At 51.3% G+C, this 18701-nt stretch carries 24 protein-coding genes and 1 riboswitch; of the genes, 3 read left to right on the forward strand and 21 right to left on the reverse strand.

Annotated features, from left to right (window positions below; genetic code table 11):
- Nucleotides 1-117 precede the first annotated feature (117 nt).
- Nucleotides 118-291, forward strand: coding sequence for a hypothetical protein (locus PBOR_RS37030; protein WP_156118649.1), 174 nt, complete (start codon nt 118-120; stop codon nt 289-291).
- 177 nt (nt 292-468) lie between these two features.
- Here PBOR_RS37030 and PBOR_RS18895 read toward each other — a convergent pair whose 3' ends face one another.
- The 9 genes from PBOR_RS18895 to PBOR_RS18935 form a co-directional block, all read right to left on the reverse strand.
- Nucleotides 469-1161 (reverse strand): AlkZ-related protein, encoded by a 693-nt coding sequence (locus PBOR_RS18895; protein WP_081972118.1) that lies wholly within the window; start codon nt 1159-1161, stop codon nt 469-471.
- A gap of 88 nt (nt 1162-1249) precedes the next feature.
- Nucleotides 1250-1834 (reverse strand): TetR/AcrR family transcriptional regulator, encoded by a 585-nt coding sequence (locus PBOR_RS18900; RefSeq protein ID WP_042214281.1) that lies wholly within the window; start codon nt 1832-1834, stop codon nt 1250-1252.
- Entirely contained in the window at nt 1827-2555 is a 729-nt protein-coding gene (locus tag PBOR_RS18905) for an MBL fold metallo-hydrolase (protein WP_042214283.1), read from the reverse strand. Before PBOR_RS18905 ends, PBOR_RS18900 begins: the two co-directional genes overlap by 8 nt.
- Before the next feature lie 26 nt (nt 2556-2581).
- A complete protein-coding gene (locus PBOR_RS18910) occupies nt 2582-2794 on the reverse strand; it encodes a DUF6773 family protein (protein ID WP_042214285.1) in 213 nt (70 codons plus the stop codon).
- Nucleotides 2791-3000 (reverse strand): helix-turn-helix transcriptional regulator, encoded by a 210-nt coding sequence (locus tag PBOR_RS18915; protein ID WP_042214288.1) that lies wholly within the window; start codon nt 2998-3000, stop codon nt 2791-2793. The genes PBOR_RS18910 and PBOR_RS18915 overlap by 4 nt, the downstream gene beginning before the upstream one ends.
- Before the next feature lie 168 nt (nt 3001-3168).
- The gene (gene pstB / locus PBOR_RS18920) at nt 3169-3945 is read right to left on the reverse strand and encodes a phosphate ABC transporter ATP-binding protein PstB (RefSeq protein WP_042214290.1); all 777 of its coding nucleotides are present in this window, start codon (nt 3943-3945) and stop codon (nt 3169-3171) included.
- Nucleotides 3946-4037: 92 nt separating this feature from the next.
- Nucleotides 4038-4934, reverse strand: coding sequence for a phosphate ABC transporter permease PstA (gene pstA / locus PBOR_RS18925; RefSeq protein ID WP_042214292.1), 897 nt, complete (start codon nt 4932-4934; stop codon nt 4038-4040).
- Nucleotides 4931-5782: a phosphate ABC transporter permease subunit PstC gene (gene pstC / locus PBOR_RS18930; protein WP_245647831.1), complete on the reverse strand. Its 852-nt coding sequence runs from the start codon at nt 5780-5782 to the stop codon at nt 4931-4933. The genes pstA and pstC overlap by 4 nt, the downstream gene beginning before the upstream one ends.
- Before the next feature lie 146 nt (nt 5783-5928).
- Nucleotides 5929-6879: a phosphate ABC transporter substrate-binding protein gene (locus PBOR_RS18935; RefSeq protein ID WP_042214297.1), complete on the reverse strand. Its 951-nt coding sequence runs from the start codon at nt 6877-6879 to the stop codon at nt 5929-5931.
- A gap of 260 nt (nt 6880-7139) precedes the next feature.
- On the opposite strand from PBOR_RS18935, the gene PBOR_RS18940 reads away from it, so the two are divergent.
- Entirely contained in the window at nt 7140-8042 is a 903-nt protein-coding gene (locus PBOR_RS18940; RefSeq protein ID WP_052429554.1) for a LysR family transcriptional regulator, read from the forward strand.
- A gap of 490 nt (nt 8043-8532) precedes the next feature.
- On the opposite strand, the gene PBOR_RS18945 is transcribed toward PBOR_RS18940, so the two are convergent.
- From PBOR_RS18945 to PBOR_RS18990, 11 genes are all read right to left on the reverse strand, one after another.
- Nucleotides 8533-9369 (reverse strand): class I SAM-dependent methyltransferase, encoded by an 837-nt coding sequence (locus tag PBOR_RS18945; protein WP_042214299.1) that lies wholly within the window; start codon nt 9367-9369, stop codon nt 8533-8535.
- Nucleotides 9370-9436: 67 nt separating this feature from the next.
- Nucleotides 9437-10351 (reverse strand): DMT family transporter, encoded by a 915-nt coding sequence (locus PBOR_RS18950; protein ID WP_042214301.1) that lies wholly within the window; start codon nt 10349-10351, stop codon nt 9437-9439.
- 161 nt (nt 10352-10512) lie between these two features.
- On the reverse strand, nt 10513-11649 hold the full coding sequence (locus tag PBOR_RS18955; protein WP_042214303.1) for a zinc-dependent alcohol dehydrogenase: 1137 nt from the start codon (nt 11647-11649) through the stop codon (nt 10513-10515).
- 91 nt (nt 11650-11740) lie between these two features.
- Nucleotides 11741-12559: a VanW family protein gene (locus PBOR_RS18960; protein ID WP_042214305.1), complete on the reverse strand. Its 819-nt coding sequence runs from the start codon at nt 12557-12559 to the stop codon at nt 11741-11743.
- A complete protein-coding gene (locus PBOR_RS18965; protein ID WP_042214307.1) occupies nt 12556-13083 on the reverse strand; it encodes a cysteine hydrolase family protein in 528 nt (175 codons plus the stop codon). Before PBOR_RS18965 ends, PBOR_RS18960 begins: the two co-directional genes overlap by 4 nt.
- A 116-nt stretch (nt 13084-13199) precedes the next feature.
- Entirely contained in the window at nt 13200-13361 is a 162-nt protein-coding gene (locus tag PBOR_RS37420) for a hypothetical protein (RefSeq protein WP_167549552.1), read from the reverse strand.
- Between the two features lie 152 nt (nt 13362-13513).
- Entirely contained in the window at nt 13514-14236 is a 723-nt protein-coding gene (gene queE / locus PBOR_RS18970) for a 7-carboxy-7-deazaguanine synthase QueE (RefSeq protein ID WP_042214309.1), read from the reverse strand.
- Complete coding sequence (queD, locus tag PBOR_RS18975) at nt 14229-14711, reverse strand: 6-carboxytetrahydropterin synthase QueD (protein ID WP_042214311.1); 483 nt, start codon at nt 14709-14711, stop codon at nt 14229-14231. Before queD ends, queE begins: the two co-directional genes overlap by 8 nt.
- Nucleotides 14711-15373, reverse strand: coding sequence for a 7-cyano-7-deazaguanine synthase QueC (gene queC, locus PBOR_RS18980; protein WP_042214313.1), 663 nt, complete (start codon nt 15371-15373; stop codon nt 14711-14713). Before queC ends, queD begins: the two co-directional genes overlap by 1 nt.
- A 47-nt stretch (nt 15374-15420) precedes the next feature.
- Nucleotides 15421-15921, reverse strand: coding sequence for a preQ(1) synthase (gene queF / locus PBOR_RS18985; protein ID WP_042214315.1), 501 nt, complete (start codon nt 15919-15921; stop codon nt 15421-15423).
- Between the two features lie 173 nt (nt 15922-16094).
- Nucleotides 16095-16138, reverse strand: a riboswitch (PreQ1 riboswitch).
- 90 nt (nt 16139-16228) lie between these two features.
- On the reverse strand, nt 16229-16969 hold the full coding sequence (locus tag PBOR_RS18990) for a ZIP family metal transporter (RefSeq protein ID WP_042214317.1): 741 nt from the start codon (nt 16967-16969) through the stop codon (nt 16229-16231).
- A 254-nt stretch (nt 16970-17223) separates the two neighbouring features.
- Between PBOR_RS18990 and ymzB the strand changes: the two genes are divergently transcribed.
- Nucleotides 17224-17559, forward strand: a complete 336-nt coding sequence (ymzB, locus tag PBOR_RS18995; RefSeq protein WP_042214320.1) for a protein YmzB — start codon at nt 17224-17226, stop codon at nt 17557-17559.
- A 100-nt stretch (nt 17560-17659) separates the two neighbouring features.
- Here the strand turns inward: ymzB and murB are convergent, their stop codons facing one another.
- On the reverse strand, nt 17660-18574 hold the full coding sequence (murB, locus tag PBOR_RS19000) for a UDP-N-acetylmuramate dehydrogenase (RefSeq protein WP_042214322.1): 915 nt from the start codon (nt 18572-18574) through the stop codon (nt 17660-17662).
- Nucleotides 18575-18701 lie beyond the last annotated feature (127 nt).

Raw genomic sequence — 18701 nt, forward strand, 5'->3', positions numbered from 1 at the left:
ATTAAGGATTGTATTTACAAGTCCAGCATCCCGCCTTATCTCGAATGCTTCCGCTAGCAAATACTGCGAAACGTCTCAAGAAGCTTATGCTTACCAAACACTTAGGAGGGAATCCTGATGAAAGAATCTTTTAACCAAGAAGTGGATTCGACTGAACCGGAACGTCTGGAAGTCCAGGCTCCCAAAGACTTAAGTATCGTAGCCTCTGATGCAATCAAGTACACAGCCTATATCATGCTGCTGTTCGGATTCTTGTACTTTCTGATTGCATATCTCGCCCCTATGCTATAAGGCTGCTTCAATATATACGCTTTCGCGTAAGCGCTTACGGCCAGTCTGTTCCTGCGGGAAATGGATTAGCCGTTTTATTTTGGAGATGCCGGTTCTGGAATCCGCTTCTCATTTCTGGCAGCTACGCCTGTACAAAAAAAGTAGCCCCCGCAGAACTTGAGGACTACCGTTATTTCCTTATTTCCAGCCTAATGCCTTGCTGATCCAGGCAACCGCTTCCGGTGTCCAGCTCCCGTCCATCCTTGAACGCAGCCACTCCACAGCCTCTTCTCGTGATCCTTCAAAGGACCCGATCCCGGCTTCGCTCATCCAGTGGCCCGTGGTTTCAAACGAGGTACTGTTCCACCCGTTAGGCTCTCCGTCCGCATTCAGCCGCTGCTTAACTCCGGAGATTACAATATCCAGAGTGCCCTGAAGCTCGGTTACGGCGTTGTCAAAGGCTGTTTTCTTTTCTTTGGCTTTCATATCGGCCATAGAACGCAGCTGCCGTGTCTCTATACCTTCGTGTTCACGGATAATCTGCAGCAGGGTCAGCGCTTCTCTGGTAGCAAGACCGCTGTCATACCGCTCCTCCAGGGACTGCGGACTGCCAGCCGCCGCCAGATACGCGGGAAGCCACTCACGGGATACCAGAACGGCTTTTTTCTTAATAAACTTTCCGTAGCCGGCTAATCCTTCTCCCGGAAATCTGACCCGCCAGCCCCAAGGGTCCAGCTCGGAACCGGTATGCCAGTTCTCCGCCAGGGTCAGCCCATTCACAGATGGATGCCCAGGGATCATCGGGGCAAGAGGAACGATTCCCAGCTTGGCCACAACCTCAGCCATCTCCTCAAATGTGGTAATACTCTCTTGGCTTTCAAGACTCCCCACTCATTCCGCCTCCTCAGAGTTTAAATAGCATACGCTTCTGTAATTCCACTTCACTAAAGCCACTTCGGAAACATGGAGCTGATGTAAATCAGCCAAGCTCATCTGCTTCCTGCCCCATACAGCGGATTCCGGCAATATAAGTGCGGATTAGCCGGGTAAGACTGACATTCAAATCCAGCGGCATTCCGAAACCGCCTTGATTCTCAAGGGTTGAGAATCCATGCAGAATGCTGCGTAATCCCCGGACTGCATGCAGGTTCCCCTCCTCATCCAGCCCGAAGCAGGACAGCACCTGAATAATCAGCGACAGGACCTTCCCGCCCGCAGCTTCCAGTGCTGTATCCCCTTGTTCAGGTGCTCTTAGGGTCGTTTCATACAGTCCCGGATGTTGTCTGGCAAATCCGATGTATGCCTGGCTCAGCGCATGGACCGCCTCTTCGCCCCGTGCGCCTTCCGCTGCCGCTGACATGGCGTCATAGAGCTGCTCAAGCCCATGAATCGCCAGCAGTGTCCGCAGACCCGCCAGTCCGTTAATGTGATTATACAACGACGGCGGCCGAACGCCCAGCTTGGCCGCCAGGGCGGCCAGCGTCACCTCCTGAACACCCTGTGCGTCAGCCAGCTCTGCTGCTGCCAGCACCAGAGTATGTGTGTCTAAACCGGCTCTAGCCATGCACTCTCCCTCCCTTCAGTAATACTCTGCCAGCTTCTGCAGCCGCATGTCTCATGGCTTCAACCGGGTCCATCACCAGATTGCCGTGACCCACAGCCAGCACTGAAGGGGCAAGCTCAATCAGCTTATACGCACTGGCCAGTGCCTGCTCCAGACTCCATGTCGCCATAGCCGGAAAAGGAAACAACGGCACCTTCTTGCCGGACACAGCTGTTGCCCGGAAGGTCTGGAACGCATCCCCTACAATCAGGGCTCCGCTGCGCTGATCGCGGAAAGACATAGATCCTGGAGTATGCCCCGGCGTACTAATGGTGGTAAGTGAGCCGATGGTATTCCCATCGTACAGCAGCACATCGGGCTTGGTTGCTATCTTGGCCGGTACGCTGCCCTTGATCGGGGTCTGCAGCTCACCAGCTCTTAATGAGCGGTCACCGGCAAGGAGTGCGGCATCCCGTTCCGAGATATAGACCTTCGCCTCTGGAACATGCTTCTTGAGCGCATCCAGCGCCCCGACATGATCCATATGGCCATGGGTTAGCACAATGCGGGTAAGCGGCTTCTGAAGCTTGGCAGAATATTGTAGAATACCTTGTAAGCTGTATGACATACCTGCATCTATTAAAGTAAGTTCCTCTTCTTCTTCAACCAGATAACAATTGACGGGGAATAAGCGAGGCAGCCAGGTAAGCTGGTGCAGATAACCTTCTTGAGTCACTCTCATAAGGATCCTCCTCAAAACTAATGTGATTAGTTACAATATAAACTAATCACATTAGTTTTGCAAGAGGCGCTTGTATTTTCCATACCTGTACCCAGCCATAATTTCATATCCCAATTCAGTACAAACACCTTCACCGCCAGACTGATCATCAATCCTGCCAAACAAATCGCGAATCCATGCGAATTAAGCTTTTGAAACCCGGTAATGATCCGTTCATCCTTGATTCCCTGCCGGTTCATTCTTCTTCCTCCCAGAAAATATCATTTAACGTTGTACCCAGCACTCTGCAAATGGCAATACACAATCGGATCGTCGGGTTATAGTTGCCCGCTTCGATCAGACCGATGGTCTGTCTCGTTACCCCTACCGCATCTGCCAGCTGCTCCTGCGACAGGTCTTTCTGCACCCGCGCCAGCTTCAATCTGATGTTCTTATGCTCACCCACGCGGAATCCTCCTGGAATGATATGTATTTCTTACATATTGTAATCTATATCAATCATTATATACATTATACATTGCATTCAGGGTATAAAATAAACACCATCCGCAAGGGATGGTGCCTATTCTACTATGATGCCTGTGGCTTCTGCGGCTTCCGTGATGCTTGTCTGTCAGCCGAAACGGCCCATAATGTATTCCTGGGTCATTTGATTCTCGGGATTACTGAAGACCTTCTCGGTCTTGTCATATTCCACAAGCGAGCCCAGATAGAAGTAAGCTGTGTAATCTGAGATCCGCGCTGCCTGCTGCATGTTATGGGTAACAATTACGATACGCAGCTCTTCCTTCAGTTCCTTAATCAGCTCTTCCACCTTACCTGTCGATACAGGGTCAAGTGCTGAGGCCGGCTCATCGAGCAGCAGGATCTGCGGGTTAACCGACAACGCCCGGGCAATACACAGACGCTGCTGCTGTCCGCCGGACAAGGCCAGTGCGGAGTCCTTCAAGCGGTCTTTGACTTCGTCCCACAGAGCGGCGCGGCGCAGGCTGCTCTCCACGATTTCATCCAGTGCTTTTTTGCCTTTAATTCCATGATACTTAGGACCAAAGGCGATATTGTCATAAATGGATTTATAGAACGGGTTCGGCTTCTGCCAGACCATGCCGATTTTTTGGCGCAGCTTGATCACATCTGTTCCGGATGCGTTGATATCTATACCGTCAATCCAGATGCTGCCTTTGGTTGTCGAGCCGGAAATATCATCATTCATCCGGTTAAGGGAACGGAGAAAGGTTGATTTCCCGCAGCCTGAAGGTCCGATCAGTGCCGTTACCGTATTCTGGGCGAAGGGAAGACTGATTCCCTTAACCGCCTCATATGTGCCATAAAAAATACTCAGATCCTCAGTTTGAAATGATTCGCGTACCATCGGTTCCGCTATGCCCATCTCTTACTCCTCCTAAAAGTTTTGTCAGCATCCGCTTCTTGCATCACCTTCGCAAAACTTGCTACGGAAGCATCTCTCTTTGTCTTATTAGCCTAGTTCATTCTCTTGGAAGCGGTAAGCTTGCGGTAGATGAATCTGCCGAAGTAACGTGCCGCCAAATTAAATATTAATACAGTAATTACCAGCACCGCTGAAGCACCAGCAGCGATCTGAATCGCATCAGGTGCCAGGCCTTCACTGTTGACCTTCCAGATATGCACCGCCAGCGTTTCTGCCGGACGGAACGGGTTCAGGGGTGAAGAAGGACTAAGCGGATTCCAGTTGCTGAAATCCAGGCGCGGACTGCTCATCCCCGCCGTGAACATCAAAGCTGCCGCTTCACCGAATACGCGTCCGGCGGACAGGATCGTTCCTGTGATGATCGTCGGCAGAGCGACCGGGAGCAGTACGGAGGTAACAATCTTCCATTTGGATAGTCCAAGGGCGAAGCCGGCTTCCTTCTGCTGCTTAGGTACCGTGCGGAAGGCCTGCTCGGTAATACGGACCATCAGCGGAAGATTGAAGAAGGTAAGCGCGAGCGCTCCCGAGATCAGCGAGAACCCGAGATTGAAGGTATTGACGATCAGCAAGAGACCGAACAGACCGACGATGATGGACGGGAATGAGGATAACACTTCCACAACCAGACGGATGAAGTTAGTCAGCCTGCCGGGACGTGCATATTCTGCCATGAAGATTCCCGCACCCAGTCCAAGCGGTATAGTAATGATCAGGGTCAGGACCAGCAGGAACAAGGAGTTGAACAGCTGCGGTCCTACCCCGCCTCCTGCACGGATCTTCTGCGGTGCCGAAGTCAGGAAGTCCCAGCTGATATGACTCATGCCGCGGATGAGAATATATCCGAGCAGGCCAACCAGAATAGCTACGATAAGTAAAGCGAACGTTACAATAATAGCAGTGGCAATTTTGTCTGCAGTTCTCGGCTTCAAATTTTATTTCTCCTTTCGAGCATTCTAACAAGCAGTACGAATACAAAGGTCATCAGCATCAGCACCAGGGCCATGCTCCACAGCGCGTTGTTCTGCGGTGAACCCATCGTCGTGTTACCCATGCCCAGCGTAATTACACTGGTCAGTGTGGACGCAGATTCAAACAGTGAACGGGGTACAAAAGGAGCATTACCGATAACCATCTGTACAGCCAGTGCTTCACCGAATGCACGGGCCATCCCCAATACCACACCCGTCATAATAGCCGGGAAGGTCGTTGGAAGAATGACACGGGAGATCGTCTGCCAGCGTGTGGCACCGAGCGCAAAGGAGGATTCTTTCAAGTTTTGCGGCAAAGAAGCAAGCGCGTCTGCAGCCACGCTGGTAATGGTCGGCAGGATCATTACCGACAGCACTAGCGCGCCTGCAGCAACCCCGATGCCCTGACCGGGCAGAGTATTCCGCAGAAAAGGCACAATAACACTTAAGCCTACGAATCCGTATACGACGGATGGAATGCCTGAGAGCAGCTCAATAACCGGCTGCAGCAGTTTTTTGCCCCAGCCAGGGACGATCTCAGTCATGAATAATGCGGCGCAGATGCTAAGCGGACTAGCGATAAGCGCGGCAAGCAGCGTAACCAGGAAGGAGCCGGAGATGAACGGAAAAGCTCCATAGGAAGGTGTGTCTGCTTCAGGCGACCATTTTGTGCCGAACAGGAACTCGGAAACCTTCACTTCACCGTTTACAAAGTTGGCAATCCCTTTAGACGCTACGAAATATACCATTGAAACAATAATGACGATCAATAGCATTACACAAAAGGACATATAAATACGTCCGACCATATTTTCTATATGATGTTTTTCAAACCGCGTTTTCTTTGGCTTTACCCTCAAGATGCTCCCTCTTTCTAAAGTGAAAAGAGAGGCAGAAGAAATCCGCCTCTAATCACTTGAAGTTCTAATGGATGATACCTGTGAATGAATGGGTATTACTTGGCTGTTACAGTTCCTGCTACATCACGGGATACCTGCATCTGCGAAGCCGGAATGTAACCAAGCTCTACAACATCGCCAGTCTGTACTTCATCAGTCAGGAAGTAGTCGAGGAAAGCTTTTACCGTTTCATTAGGTTCACCGTTAGTATACATGTGCTCATAAGCCCATACCGGATACTTACCTGCAATTACATTGTCTACGGAAGGCTCAACACCGTCGTAGCTCAAAGTTTTAACGGAATCATCCAGGTAAGACAGTGCCAGATAACCGATAGCTCCTGGTGTTTCGCCGATGATCTTCTTAACAGTACCGGAGGAATCCTCTTGGATTGATCCTGGCAGGTCTTCAGTTTTGGTACCAAGTGCGAAGCTCTCGAAGGTTGCGCGTGTACCCGAGCTTGCCGGACGGTTGATGATCTGGATCGCCTGGTCAGCACCGCCAACTTCGCTCCAGTTCGTGATTTTACCAGTGAAGATGTCAATCAGCTGCTGCTTAGTCAGTGTATCTACACCTGCATCCGGATTGCTTACAGCAGCGATGGCTACTACGGCTACCTGATGATCAACGAGTGCTGCCGCTTTTTCAGCATCAGCATCTTTCAATTTCTCTTCTGCGAATACGTCGGAGTTACCGATATCGACTTGCTTCTCAGCCACTTGTGTCAGACCAGTGCCGCTACCGCCGCCTTGAACCTGAATATCTACACCTGCATTAGCATCCATGAATTTCTCTGCTACCTGCTCTACGAGCGGCTGTAGTGCTGTGGAGCCCGAAGCCAGGATAGATCCGCTTAATTCGGCACCGCTGCTGTTTTGTGTATTTGTTGCAGCTGCATTGCCTCCGTTATTGGTTGCCGCATTATTTCCCCCGTTGTTGCCACATGCCGAAAGTGCTACTACGCTTGTTAATGCCAAAGCCATGATCCAAGATTTTCTGAATTGCATTGTTTTTTTTCCTCCTAAAGGTTTTGTGAGTGTCTGCTTCATTGGTCTGCTTCGTACAAAACTCACTTTGGAAGCATTTGTTTGCATCATGTCAGCTTCTCATCTGACTCTTCTTATTCTAGGGCTCGTTCGTTATGTAAAAGTACTGAGTTTGTAAAACGGAAGATAAAAGTTATAATAGATTTTGAATAATGCCATAGATATAATCTATATATAAGCAACAAACGTTAATTTATTGCGGTCTAACCGGAGGAATCAGCATGAATCTTGTGAAATTACAAATTGTAGTCCTGATTGAAAAATATAAAAAGGTAACGGACGTAGCCGCTGAAATGGGACTTAAGCAGCCGACCGTTTCCTTCCATATGAAGAGTCTCGAGAGTGAGCTTGGTGCTTCACTTTTCCAGTTCCGGAGCGGCCGGGTGCTGCTGACGGATGCCGGACGGGCGCTGTATCAATATGCAGTGCGGATTGTATCCCTTACAGCAGAAGCAGAGCGGACTGTTAAGCAGTTCACGTCACTGGCCTCAGGGAACCTGGAGCTTACAGCAAGTGATATCCCCGGTAATTATCTTGTGCCTAAACTGCTGTCCCAATTCACCGGTCTGCATGACGGTATTGATGTGTTTCTGTCCATCCTGCCGGATGATGCTGTCAGGGAGCGTCTGCGGAGCCGGGAAATCCAGCTGGCTGTGCTGCACAGCGCGGACGGACAAGATGATTCCTTCCATACTCAAGTGATTGCCAGAGATGAAACGGTGCTGGTCTTTGCGCCTGGACATCCCTTTGCCGGAGCAGAGGAAATTACCGTGGAAGCGGCAGCACGAGAACCCTGGGTACAGCATGAAGCCGCCTCGTTCCTCCGCGGAATAGCCGACAAGTGGACGCAGCTGAATCATGTAAAAGTGTGGAACCATGCCGTACTCGGCTCACCGGAGGCGGTCAAACGTATGATTAGCGGAGGAGGGATGGTCGGAGTATTCTCCAAATCGGGGATTGAGGCTGAGGTGGCAGCCGGAATTCTAAGCTATGCCCCGCTACCGGGACTTCATCCCGGCGATGGCGCATTTGTGCTGGCCTGGCGCAAAGATTACACCCTCTCTCCGTTACAGAAGGCTTTTGCCGGAATGGCTGGTGGTGTCGGAATACAGGAGGAGAATTAGCGCGATGGCCTGGAAAGAATGCGCAGTGAGAAGCTTATGGTAGTTTCATCCCTGTGTATAGTTGGTCTTCCGGGCGGCTGGTGCTGTAGCAGGAATTTCTCGATTCATCCGTTATCCAGAGCAGAAATCTGGTGACTTTATATAAAATCCTGCCCATAATACAACATTCCCCTCATCCTATCGGCCCAAATCCAAATTTGTTGTAAAAAAGGCAGCATTTTTCCTTTTCCAAGCGGCCTAGCAGGATTATTCATGTATTTCATACAACAATCCTTCTAAACACATCGATATCCATACACCAAAGTTGTAAAACGTACAACACTTCACTCTCAAGTACGTACTTTGAAGTCTCCATTCTGCCGTAACGATTCAAATGCACAGAACTGAAATTTACATTTCCATAACAAAACGGTATCCCTTAGCGCACGAACGTAACCGCGCTTCAAGAGATACCGTTTATTGAAATATAGAATCCATACCACTTTGTTTATTATCTTTTTCCCGCAACCAGGGTGAAGGTCTTGGGGATTCCCTTATCATATACATCTGACGACAGGTTGGGCTCTTCCACCAGCTCCTGAATAACAAGTCCGCTGGCCGCAGCAGCCGTTACAATCTCGCCGAGTGTCCAGCGCCGCCAGGAGACCACATTAGGTTTGTCTGAACCCGCTGCTTCTCCGGAAGAAGGCATATACTTGGAGTAGGACACCTGCTTCTCTTCCAATGCCGTATCGAAATAATCCCCGCTCACCTTATGCTTGCGCACCTTGGCGGTTGAACCCTTGGAGGAGATCAGCTTGGTCGTTACCGGGTGGAAATCCCGCAGTACGAACTTCCCTCCGGGTGCCAGCAGCTTGTATGCCGTAGTCATAAACGGAGTCAGGTCGGTAAAATAGTGGACAATCCCCATTTCCGCAAATACCAGGTCATACGTGCTGTCCAGTACAGCTTCAGGCAGTTCCAGTACATCTGAGACGATATAATTCAGCTGCACACCGGCTTCCTGCGCCAATTCAGCAGCATACCGCGCATTAGCCTCGGAGAAATCGGCAACGGTGACTTCCGCCCCCAGCAGCCCCAGCGCTACCGCCTTCATGCCGTTGGAACCCATCAGGTTCATAATCTTGCGGCCCTGCACTTCTCCCAGATAGGCATTAAGCGGGAACAGCTTCCCTGCCGGATCTTTGGCCAGTTTACCTGCTGCCTCTGCAGGGGTTCCAAACCGGCTTGTCCAAGCCGCATAAGTATCCTCATTCCACAGCTCTTCGCTGGAAGGAGCAGCCTCACCGTTTAGACCTGCCGGTCCGTTCTGATCTTGTTCATTCATTGCTTTCGTTGCCCCTTTATATGTGTTCTGAAAAAATAATGTCATCGGTCTGCCTGTATGACGCTTATTATGATGCGTTCGGCAGACTGTCCTGAAGCTTGAGCGCCTTCCTGCGTCCGGAATACAAATAGACTCCAAGGCCGGCCATGACCAGCACGCCTCCTGCCCACTGCAGACCGCTCAGCTGTTCACCCAGCAGCAGGAAAGCGAGAATACTCGCGCCGACCGGCTCTCCGAGAATATTCATTGAGACTGTAGTCGCAGACGCATACTGCAGCAGCCAGTTAAACAGAATATGGCCGAATACGGTCGGCACCACTGCCAGCAGTACAAAAATGCCCCATTCCCGGGCCGGATAATTGAAGAAAGGCGTACTTGTTACCAGATTGTAAACGGCAAATACGATAGCCGCAGAGATGAATACAATCAGGCTGTACAAGTACGAAGGCATACGCGCCACCAGCTTCTGACCGATCAACAGATGCGCCGCTACAGCAACGGTTCCGCCCACAGACAGCATATCACCCTTCAGGTTCTCGGCGGACAGCCCGATGTCGCCCCAGCCGATAAAAACTACCCCAAAGATTGCAATAGCCATCCCCAATATGGCAGAGGCGCTGTTTCGCTCTTTATACAGTATGTACGCACCGAGCATAATGAATAACGGCTCCAGGGCCATGATCATCGTCGAGCTGGCCACGGAAGTGTAATTCAGCGAGCCCATCCAGAGCAGGAAATGAAGGGCCAGCATCACACCGGAAGCCCCCAGCAGCAGCCAATCCTTCAGGCGCAGGGCACAAGCTGCCCCGCTGTAAGGACGCGCGAACGGCAGCATCAGGAGCGAGGTGAACAGCAGCCGGTACATCCCCTGAACGGACACCGGAGCAGACGACCATTTAATGAAGATAGAAGAAAAGGATATGGCCACAATTCCGATTACCATCAGCAGAGGAACGGGAACGGGCGGTTTTTTGGGATTCATAGCGGGATGCCCCTTCGTGTTTGTGTAAGACTCATTATGTTAATTTAACGCAAATTACAGAAAAAAGCAGCAGTTTTTCATTAATAAAGGCATGAACTCCGTCTTCCGGCGGATTCCATGCCTTATATGAGCCTATATCCCGTGCTAACAAGCAGCTTCGGTTACGGCTTAAGTACAACCTTGATACAGTCTTCTTCCTTCTCCTGAAATACCTTGTACCCGTGCTCCGCTCTGCTGATCGGCAGCCGGTGGGTGATGATATCTGTGGGATCGAACTTATTCTCCTTAATCATTCTATACAATGCCGGCATGTAATGAATGACCGGAGCCTGGCCCATCTTCAGTGTGATATTGCGCTCAAAGAGCTGCCCCAGCGGGAACAAATTATAGTTCAAGCCGTAGACTCCTACGAGCTGGATCGTGCCGAACTTGCGGACCACTTCAGTGGCAATGCGGAATGCACCCAGTGAACCGCCCTGCAGCATTAAGGCTGTCTCCACCTTTTCTGCCACCGTCTTCTTCGCATCAAGGCCTACACAATCAATGACCACATCCGCCCCGCCGCGCGTAATCTCCTTCATGTGCTTCTCGAACTCTTTAATTTTCTCGAAATTAAAAATTTCCACATTATTCGTCTGCTTCGCATGCTGCAGCCGGTAAGGAACATGGTCTACAGCTATCACACGGGATGCGCCTTTCATCCAGGCGAACTTCTGTGTCAGCAGGCCTACCGGCCCGCAGCCAAGCACGATTACGGTATCCCCGGGCTTCACACCGGCATTCTCTACCCCCCACCAGGCGGTAGGAACAATATCCGAGAGGAACAGCAGCTTCTCGTCCTCCATTTCGGCATCCTCCGGAACGACAAAAGGACCGAAATTACCGTACGGTACCCGCAGCAGTTCGGCCTGTCCTCCGGCAAAACCGCCGTAAGTATCGGAATATCCCAGATACCCGCCGGTATCCTTGGCATCGTTCGCGTGGTCACACTGGCTCTCCATCTCATGCTGGCAGAAGAAGCATTGGCCGCAGGCTACATTAAAAGGAATAATAACACGGTCGCCCTTCTTCACCCTGGTAACCTCCGGTCCTACATCTTCTACAATTCCCATGGGCTCATGCCCGATAATGTAATCATCATGCATTCCGGGAAGTTCTCCATTATAGATATGCAGGTCCGATCCGCAAATGGCAGTTGAGGTAACACGTATTAGGATGTCATCCTTCTTCTCAAGCCGCGCATCGGCGACTTCCTTAACTTCGACTTTCTTCTTACCCTGGTAGGTTACTGCCTTCATGTTGAGCGTCACTCCTTCAGAAGTAGGGTTATGGACATAGCCGGCTGTACAATTCAAGCTACACTATGTTATAACCCTAAATCCTCCGGCTTTATCCGTGCAGCAGCGGAGAATACATCATAAGCGCATGGTTCTCGGCGATGGCCTCATCACCCGCCAGCTCCCCTGTATGGGTAAGCACCCTGCGGCGGATGGCGTTGCTGCGTACGTACCCTCCCCACGGCTCCAGCCGGATTACATGGCCGTCTTCATAGACCTCATAATTGTAGAGCTGCCGGCTGTCACAACGCCACTCCCCGTGCAGGTGAGTCTCATCCAGATGCAGCTTCAGCTGGTATGCATACTCCGTATCATTTCTAAGCTGCAGATCCAGATAGTTATAGGAACAGGTTGCCCCGCTGCCAAAAGGCTGGGTCCGCTGCTCATCAGGAAAAACATCATAGCTGTGCCGGTGCCGTTCAGTAACCGTGAGCGGTGTATGCAGCGCCATCCAGTAGATCAGATTCGATAATTGGCAGAGTCCGCCTCCCGTTCCGGAACGGAAACCGCCATAATGCAGTACCATGCCATCCAGATACCCTTTCCTGCGGGTCGGCTTGCCGATACTCCGCCAATAGGAGAAAGTCTCGCCGGGGCGTATTACAAGCCCGTCCAGCTTGGCAACAGCCAGGCGCAGATTCGTTATTTTATTGTATTGAAGCTGCATATCGACATTGCGCAGGCTCCGAAGCAGGGGGGTGGCATGGCTGGCCGCCTCATAAGGCAGAGCTTCCGGGTGAAGTTCCTTGGCGAGTACACCTGGTGCTGTGATCCATTTCCAATATCTTTTCCAGATAAAATAGCGCTTGCCTGCGAATAATCTCAGTCTGGAGCGGCGGATGGGCTTCATTGCGGAAATCACCGGATTCATCGGAACGTTACTTCCTCTTCTGAGCGCAGCGTAACCAACCCGGAGCCAAGCGCATCATTATGCTGCTTTACGATTTCTTCACCAGTGAGATTGTTATTATCGAAGGTACTATGTGCATCCTTAACCAGTACACTAGAATACCCGAGGCTATGTGCGCGTCTGCTGGTGGCATTTACACAGTAATCTGTCTGCATCCCGCAGATGACCAGATCCGTAGCTCCAAGCCGTTCAAGCTCCCCCTGAAGTCCGGTGAGGTGAAAAGAATCCGGTGTTGTCTTCCCGATTACCTTCTCCCCTGCCTGAGGTGTGATCCGGCTGCTGATCTCCCAGGTAGGTGTCCCCTTCACAAATTCACCCTCTTCTTCGGTATGCTGGATGTAAATCACCGGAATCCCGGCCGAACGGGCCTTGTCCAGCAGTGAGCTGATCCGCTCCAGAACACCTGCTTCGTCATACAGCTTCATATCGGGATAAGAAAACATCGCCTCTTGAACATCAATGATCAGTAGTGCGGTTGACATCATCAATTCCTCCTCGGCTTGTCTTTTTGTATAGTGTTAGGGTATGACCTGTTATTCTCCTGCCGCAGACCTTCTCCTGCATACCAGCACTAATGCTCCCTAATATTATAACTGATAATTCACTCCGGAAGCTTATCCGAGATCACAAGGATAAAGGTAGCAAGCGGTCCCAGCAGCAATGACAGCAGAAACCAGTTCAATCCGCTCCGGTTTTTCCCTTGGGCAATTCCGGCGTTGATCAGTGCCAGCGTCCCCCACCCGGCGTAATATCCGTTTTCCATTTCAATCCCCCCAATATTTCATCATTCTTTCAAGTATATTACAGCTGGAAATACAGAGGTTTCCGTTGTTGTTGCGAAAATCCGAATTTATACAATGAAAAGGACGTCCGCAATGCGGACGTCCCGTCTCAGGTTTATATCATGGCCAAGCCCTACTTACCGCGTTTATTATGCCAGATCAGCGCATGCAGCTGCGGCAGCACCCGCGCCCGGTTCATCTGCGGGTCGGCAATTACCAGATTGAACAGCCATTCCAGCCGGCCCAGCAGACGGCCTGAAATGTCGCCTTCCTCCGTGACATTGTCGTTGCCCGGCTGAAGAAACAGCGGGACCTCCGGGTACTTGAAATGTACCTTCCGGGCATATTCATAATCCTCCTGGTTAAATACAACCACCTTCAGGCTATGAGCAGCCTTACCATGGTTACCGACTCTAAGCATGATCTCATGCAGCTTATCCCAGTCAGTCTTCATCCCTGAGCTTGGCGGCTTGGGGCTGATCGTCAGCACATCAACATCGTTAAACCAATCCTGCCAACGGCTGCCCTGTGTCTCGATAGCCGCCTGGATACCGCGTTCGTGGAGCAGGGTGATGAATTCGCCTATGGCCTCCCCGATCAGCGCCGGATTGCCTCCGGAGATGGTTACGCAATTGAAATTCTCACCTGCCAGCTCAAGCAGCCCGGCGAGAATCTCCTGGGGTTCCATCATCGTTACTTTATCTTTCGCCGAGCCATCCCAGGTGAAGGCGGAGTCACACCAGCTGCAGCGGTAATCGCAGCCGTAGGTGCGGACGAACATCGTTTTGACGCCAATGACTGCCCCTTCCCCCTGGATGGTCGGGCCGAACATTTCAATAACAGGTATTTTACTCATGGTCGCAGCCTCCGTACAGACGATAAGACGGTCCCTCTTCCGGAATATCTGCAGCCAGCACCTCTGCCCAGGAGGTCGGAGTCTCCCACAGCTTAACCGAGTACACCGGCAATGAAGCCCGCTTCAGCTCATAAGCGATGTATGCTGACATGTTCTCCGCCGTCGTGCGGAACGACAGCAGCGCCACCTTGGAGCCGGTAGCCGTAAGTGTCTCCAATACAGGCTCATTGCCCATGGCCAGAAAAGCATGATCCAGACGGTCGACTACAAGCTGCTTCACGGTCGCTTTGATATCGCTGAAATCGATGACAAACCCCTCATCCGACTGGCCGTGCTCCAAGGACGGAACGCCCTTCAGCACAACTTCCAGCTTGTACGTATGCCCGTGCAGATTGCTGCATTTCCCCTTGTGTCCGATCAGCTGATGGGCAGCATCGAAGGTGAATATTTTGCAGACAGATACTTCACCCTGCATTACAGACCCGCCCCCTGGCGCTCCGCCTCATATTGCTCAAGGCCGCGCTGGCGCAGCAGACATGCCGGGCAGGTGCCGCAGCCGCTGCCGATGATCCCGTTATAGCAGGTCAGTGTCTGCTCGCGGATATAGTCGAAGTACCCAAGCTCATCGGCCATTTTCCAGGTTTCTTTTTTGTCCAGCCACATCAGCGGGGTATGAATCACGAACTCATAATCCATCGACAGATTGAGGGTAACATTCAGTGATTTTACAAACACATCCCGGCAGTCCGGATATCCGCTGAAGTCCGTCTGGCAGACACCGGTGATGATGTTGCTATAGCCCAGCTGTTTGGCCAGAATCGCTGCAAAGGACAGGAACAGCAGGTTCCGCCCATCTACAAATGTGCTCGGGAGCTCCTCCCCTTCACCGGCAGCGATTTCGATATCGTCCCGGGTCAGAGCGTTCGGGGCCAGCTGATTCAGCAGTCCCAGATCCAGAATATGCTGCTTCACCCCAAACTTAGCGGCAATCTCCTTGGCGACTTCAATCTCAGCGGCATGCCGCTGATTATAATTAAAAGTAACAACCTGAACCTCCTGGAACTGCTGCAAAGCCCATACCAGGCAGGTCGTGCTGTCTTGGCCGCCGCTGAAGACGACCAGTGCTTTTTTATTCATCGTAATTCTCTCCTCCTTATTGTTCTGTGTGCGGGGAAACTGCCGGATTAACGGTTATCCACTTTCTCCGGATACAGGTCATGATTCATCAGCCGGTGCTCGGCCATGGCCTCATATTTGGTCCCCGGGCGCCCCCAGTTGCAGTAAGGATCGATGGAAATGCCGCCGCGCGGCGTGAACTTGCCCCAGACTTCGATGTAACGGGGCTCCATCAGCGAGATCAGATCATTCATAATAATGTTGACACAGTCTTCATGGAAATCCCCGTGATTGCGGAAGCTGAACAGATAGAGCTTCAGGGATTTGGATTCAACCATTTTGATATCTGGAATATACGAGATGTACATCACACCGAAATCCGGCTGTCCGGTAACGGGACACAGGCTGGTGAACTCCGGGCAGTTGAATTTGACAAAATAATCACGGCCGGGATGCTTGTTATCGAACGCCTCCAGAATCTCCGGAGCATAGCCGAACTTATACTTCGTACCTTGGTTGCCCAGCAGGGTAACCTCCTGCATTTCCTCTTTCAGTCTGCCTTCTGACATGACAAAAAACCCCTCTCTTTTCCCTAGGCTCAAGGCCTGAACTGGAAAGAAGAACGAGATTCCGAAAACCTGGCTCTACTAAGATGAGACACGCGGCATAACAAGAAATAAGTACAGGCAAATGCCCGTACTCTTTAAGCCCCCGGGTATCCGGTAAGCTGATCCTGCCTCTGGCGGTCTTAGTTTTTTATAGAGGGAGTTTGCGAACCTCTCCTGCGCTTGTGCACGCAGATTTCTTCTTTATGCTTATGACTATACATATGGTGCGTCTTGAACTATACCATGATTGCAGGAGGGTTGACAACCCTCACAGCTGATCCAGAATCAGCGAGCACAGCAGCCCCATGGCAGCAATAAATCCCGTAAGCGGTCCGCCGTCCTCATAGGCTTCAGGCATCATGCTGGAGGAGACCATCGCGATAATTCCGCCCCCGGCAAAAGAAGCAATCAGCGCCTCCGTATATCCGCTTGCATGGTCCATAAACGAATAGCCGGCTCCCGAAGCTGCGGTGGAAATAACCAGAACGCCGAGCCACAGCAGCATAATTTTTCTTTTGCCGTAGCCGTCCTGCTTCAGCCCTGCCGTGCTCGACAACCCTTCCGGAATATTGCTGATAAAAATAGCGATGACCAGCAGCAGACTTACACCTTGGCCGGCAATCAGGCTTGCTCCGATCATGATCGACTCAGGAATAGCATCCAGTACGGTTCCGGCAAAAATAGCCAGGCCGCTGCCGCCTTTACTCTCCGTCTTCCCTGAAGCTCTGGCTGAGCGTTTGCGGCCGGCGCCGCCTTTTCGCGAGATATACCAGTCAAACAGCGTGAATACCAGCGCTCCCGCAGTAAAACCGATGATCGTCGGGGCCAGCCCGCCGTCACTCGCGGAATCCTCCAGCAGCTCATAAGCAGCTGCACCAATCAGTACGCCTGTTCCAAAGGCCATAATGAATCCGATCAGCTTGTTTGGAATGGACAGGAACAACGCCAGCAGTGCCCCGAGTAATACAGCAGAGCCGGAAATGGCTCCCCACATCAATGCACCCCACATTAGGCTCACCTTCCCCGTTTATGTATTGTTAATAGAAGTGCATAGATGTAGTTTACACTCTAATGGGGAACTGCAAACAATGTATCTTCCGGCGGACGGCTGCAGCTCCCCGATTAAAGCGCGAATTTTCTTTTTATGCCATGAAATATTAATACCGTTAATTAATACGATGTGGCGAACCTATGGATTCAATTGCCCGGAAACGGGTAACTTAGAATTAACAATCTCTTACTAACCAAAGGATGGGATCCTATATGGAACAAAACGTACAGAAGCTTATAGATTGGCTGGAGGCGCAGGAACATGCAACCCTGGTAATCAAGAAACAGGAGCTGGATGACCAGGATACTGTCCACTTTAATCTGGAGACTGTAGACTACCGAAACGCCGAGGATGTCCTTGATGAATACCTGGACAGTGCACTGATTCTGCGGGGTTCGGGGAATACCCTGAATGCTGACGGTGAGCTTGTGCCGCTTCCGCAGCCAAATTATGAGATCGCAGTGAGCGGGCTGAAGCTGAATTCAGTAGCAGAAGATAATGTCGAGCTGCAGACGGACAGAGCGAAATATTCGCTGGCCTTGAGCTGAATGAACTAGTACTACCTTAGACACATAAAGGCCATGGGTGAAGCTTACCCATGGCCTTACATACGTCTATTGATTCAAATATAAGAAATTATCAGCTTAATTATACTTCTTCGCCGAGAATCTCAACTTCCGTCTCCAGCTCAACATTGAATTTATCCTTAACTGTTGCACGCACATGCTGAATCAGTCCGATATAATCACTTGCCGTCGCATTATCCGCATTAACGATGAATCCGGCATGCTTGCGCGATACCTCTGCTCCGCCGATGCGGGTCCCCTGCAGTCCGCTCTCCTGAATCAGCTGGCCGGCATAACGGCCCGGCGGCCGCTTGAATACACTGCCGCATGAGGGATATTCCAGCGGCTGTTTGGATTCACGGAGATAGGTCAGCTCATCCATGGAGGACTTGATCGCCGCAGGATCACCCGGCTGAAGCGCAAATCTGGCCTCCAGCACAATATACTCTCCGCTGGCAAAGATGCTTTTGCGGTATCCCCACTGAAGCTGATCGCCCTGCATAATCACGAGCTGTCCGTCCTTGTTGATTACAAGTGCACTTTGCAGCACATCCTTAACCTCACCGCCGTAAGCTCCCGCATTCATATACAGCGCCCCGCCTACCGTTCCGGGAATACCGCAGGCGAACTCCAGACCCGTCAGCTCCTGCTCCAGCGCATACCTCGAAGCGTCGATAATCTTCGCCCCGCACTGCGCGTAGAGCAATCCGTCCCGGATGCCCATTTCCGTCATGTCAGAGGTCTGAAGCACAATGCCGCGGATGCCCCCGTCCCGGATAATGACATTCGAGCCGTTTCCGAGTACCGTAAGCGGTATATGATGATCATGCGCATATGTAGATATTCTCTGAATTTCATCGTAAGTAGCGGGTGCGGCCCAAATATCCGCTCGACCGCCCATGCGGGTATATACCAGATCCTTAAGATTCTCGTGGCGCTTCAGCGAGCCTGCTGTGACCAGCTGCTGCAAGTCCTCATATATGTTGTCAATATTCATTCTTCATGCTCCTAACTCTATGAAAATGATGATCGTGATCATCTGCCTGCCTCACACGTGCATCGCGGCAACCACAACTTTAACAACGAACAGGCTCCCTTGTCAATGACAGGAGCCTGTTTGGAAG

The organism is Paenibacillus borealis, assembly GCF_000758665.1.
Classification (GTDB): Bacteria; Bacillota; Bacilli; order Paenibacillales; family Paenibacillaceae; genus Paenibacillus_AQ; species Paenibacillus_AQ borealis.

Bases quoted from the DNA above. Each gene is read 5' to 3' on its own strand.
- queE (WP_042214309.1), bottom strand. From the start codon at position 14,236: ATGAGTAAAATACCTGTTATTGAAATGTTCGGCCCGACCATCCAGGGG.
- PBOR_RS18990 (WP_042214317.1), bottom strand. From the start codon at position 16,969: ATGTGGGGTGCATTGATGTGGGGAGCCATTTCCGGCTCTGCTGTATTA.
- pstC (WP_245647831.1), bottom strand. From the start codon at position 5,782: ATGGTCGGACGTATTTATATGTCCTTTTGTGTAATGCTATTGATCGTC.
- PBOR_RS18905 (WP_042214283.1), bottom strand. From the start codon at position 2,555: ATGAGAGTGACTCAAGAAGGTTATCTGCACCAGCTTACCTGGCTGCCT.
- queD (WP_042214311.1), bottom strand. From the start codon at position 14,711: ATGCAGGGTGAAGTATCTGTCTGCAAAATATTCACCTTCGATGCTGCC.
- PBOR_RS18935 (WP_042214297.1), bottom strand. From the start codon at position 6,879: ATGCAATTCAGAAAATCTTGGATCATGGCTTTGGCATTAACAAGCGTA.
- PBOR_RS18965 (WP_042214307.1), bottom strand. From the start codon at position 13,083: ATGATGTCAACCGCACTACTGATCATTGATGTTCAAGAGGCGATGTTT.
- PBOR_RS37420 (WP_167549552.1), bottom strand. From the start codon at position 13,361: ATGGAAAACGGATATTACGCCGGGTGGGGGACGCTGGCACTGATCAAC.
- ymzB (WP_042214320.1), top strand. From the start codon at position 17,224: ATGGAACAAAACGTACAGAAGCTTATAGATTGGCTGGAGGCGCAGGAA.
- PBOR_RS18945 (WP_042214299.1), bottom strand. From the start codon at position 9,369: ATGAATGAACAAGATCAGAACGGACCGGCAGGTCTAAACGGTGAGGCT.
- PBOR_RS18955 (WP_042214303.1), bottom strand. From the start codon at position 11,649: ATGAAGGCAGTAACCTACCAGGGTAAGAAGAAAGTCGAAGTTAAGGAA.
- PBOR_RS18940 (WP_052429554.1), top strand. From the start codon at position 7,140: ATGAATCTTGTGAAATTACAAATTGTAGTCCTGATTGAAAAATATAAA.
- PBOR_RS18950 (WP_042214301.1), bottom strand. From the start codon at position 10,351: ATGAATCCCAAAAAACCGCCCGTTCCCGTTCCTCTGCTGATGGTAATC.
- PBOR_RS18900 (WP_042214281.1), bottom strand. From the start codon at position 1,834: ATGGCTAGAGCCGGTTTAGACACACATACTCTGGTGCTGGCAGCAGCA.
- PBOR_RS18960 (WP_042214305.1), bottom strand. From the start codon at position 12,559: ATGAATCCGGTGATTTCCGCAATGAAGCCCATCCGCCGCTCCAGACTG.
- PBOR_RS18910 (WP_042214285.1), bottom strand. From the start codon at position 2,794: ATGAACCGGCAGGGAATCAAGGATGAACGGATCATTACCGGGTTTCAA.
- queF (WP_042214315.1), bottom strand. From the start codon at position 15,921: ATGTCAGAAGGCAGACTGAAAGAGGAAATGCAGGAGGTTACCCTGCTG.
- PBOR_RS37030 (WP_156118649.1), top strand. From the start codon at position 118: ATGAAAGAATCTTTTAACCAAGAAGTGGATTCGACTGAACCGGAACGT.
- queC (WP_042214313.1), bottom strand. From the start codon at position 15,373: ATGAATAAAAAAGCACTGGTCGTCTTCAGCGGCGGCCAAGACAGCACG.
- murB (WP_042214322.1), bottom strand. From the start codon at position 18,574: ATGAATATTGACAACATATATGAGGACTTGCAGCAGCTGGTCACAGCA.
- pstB (WP_042214290.1), bottom strand. From the start codon at position 3,945: ATGGGCATAGCGGAACCGATGGTACGCGAATCATTTCAAACTGAGGAT.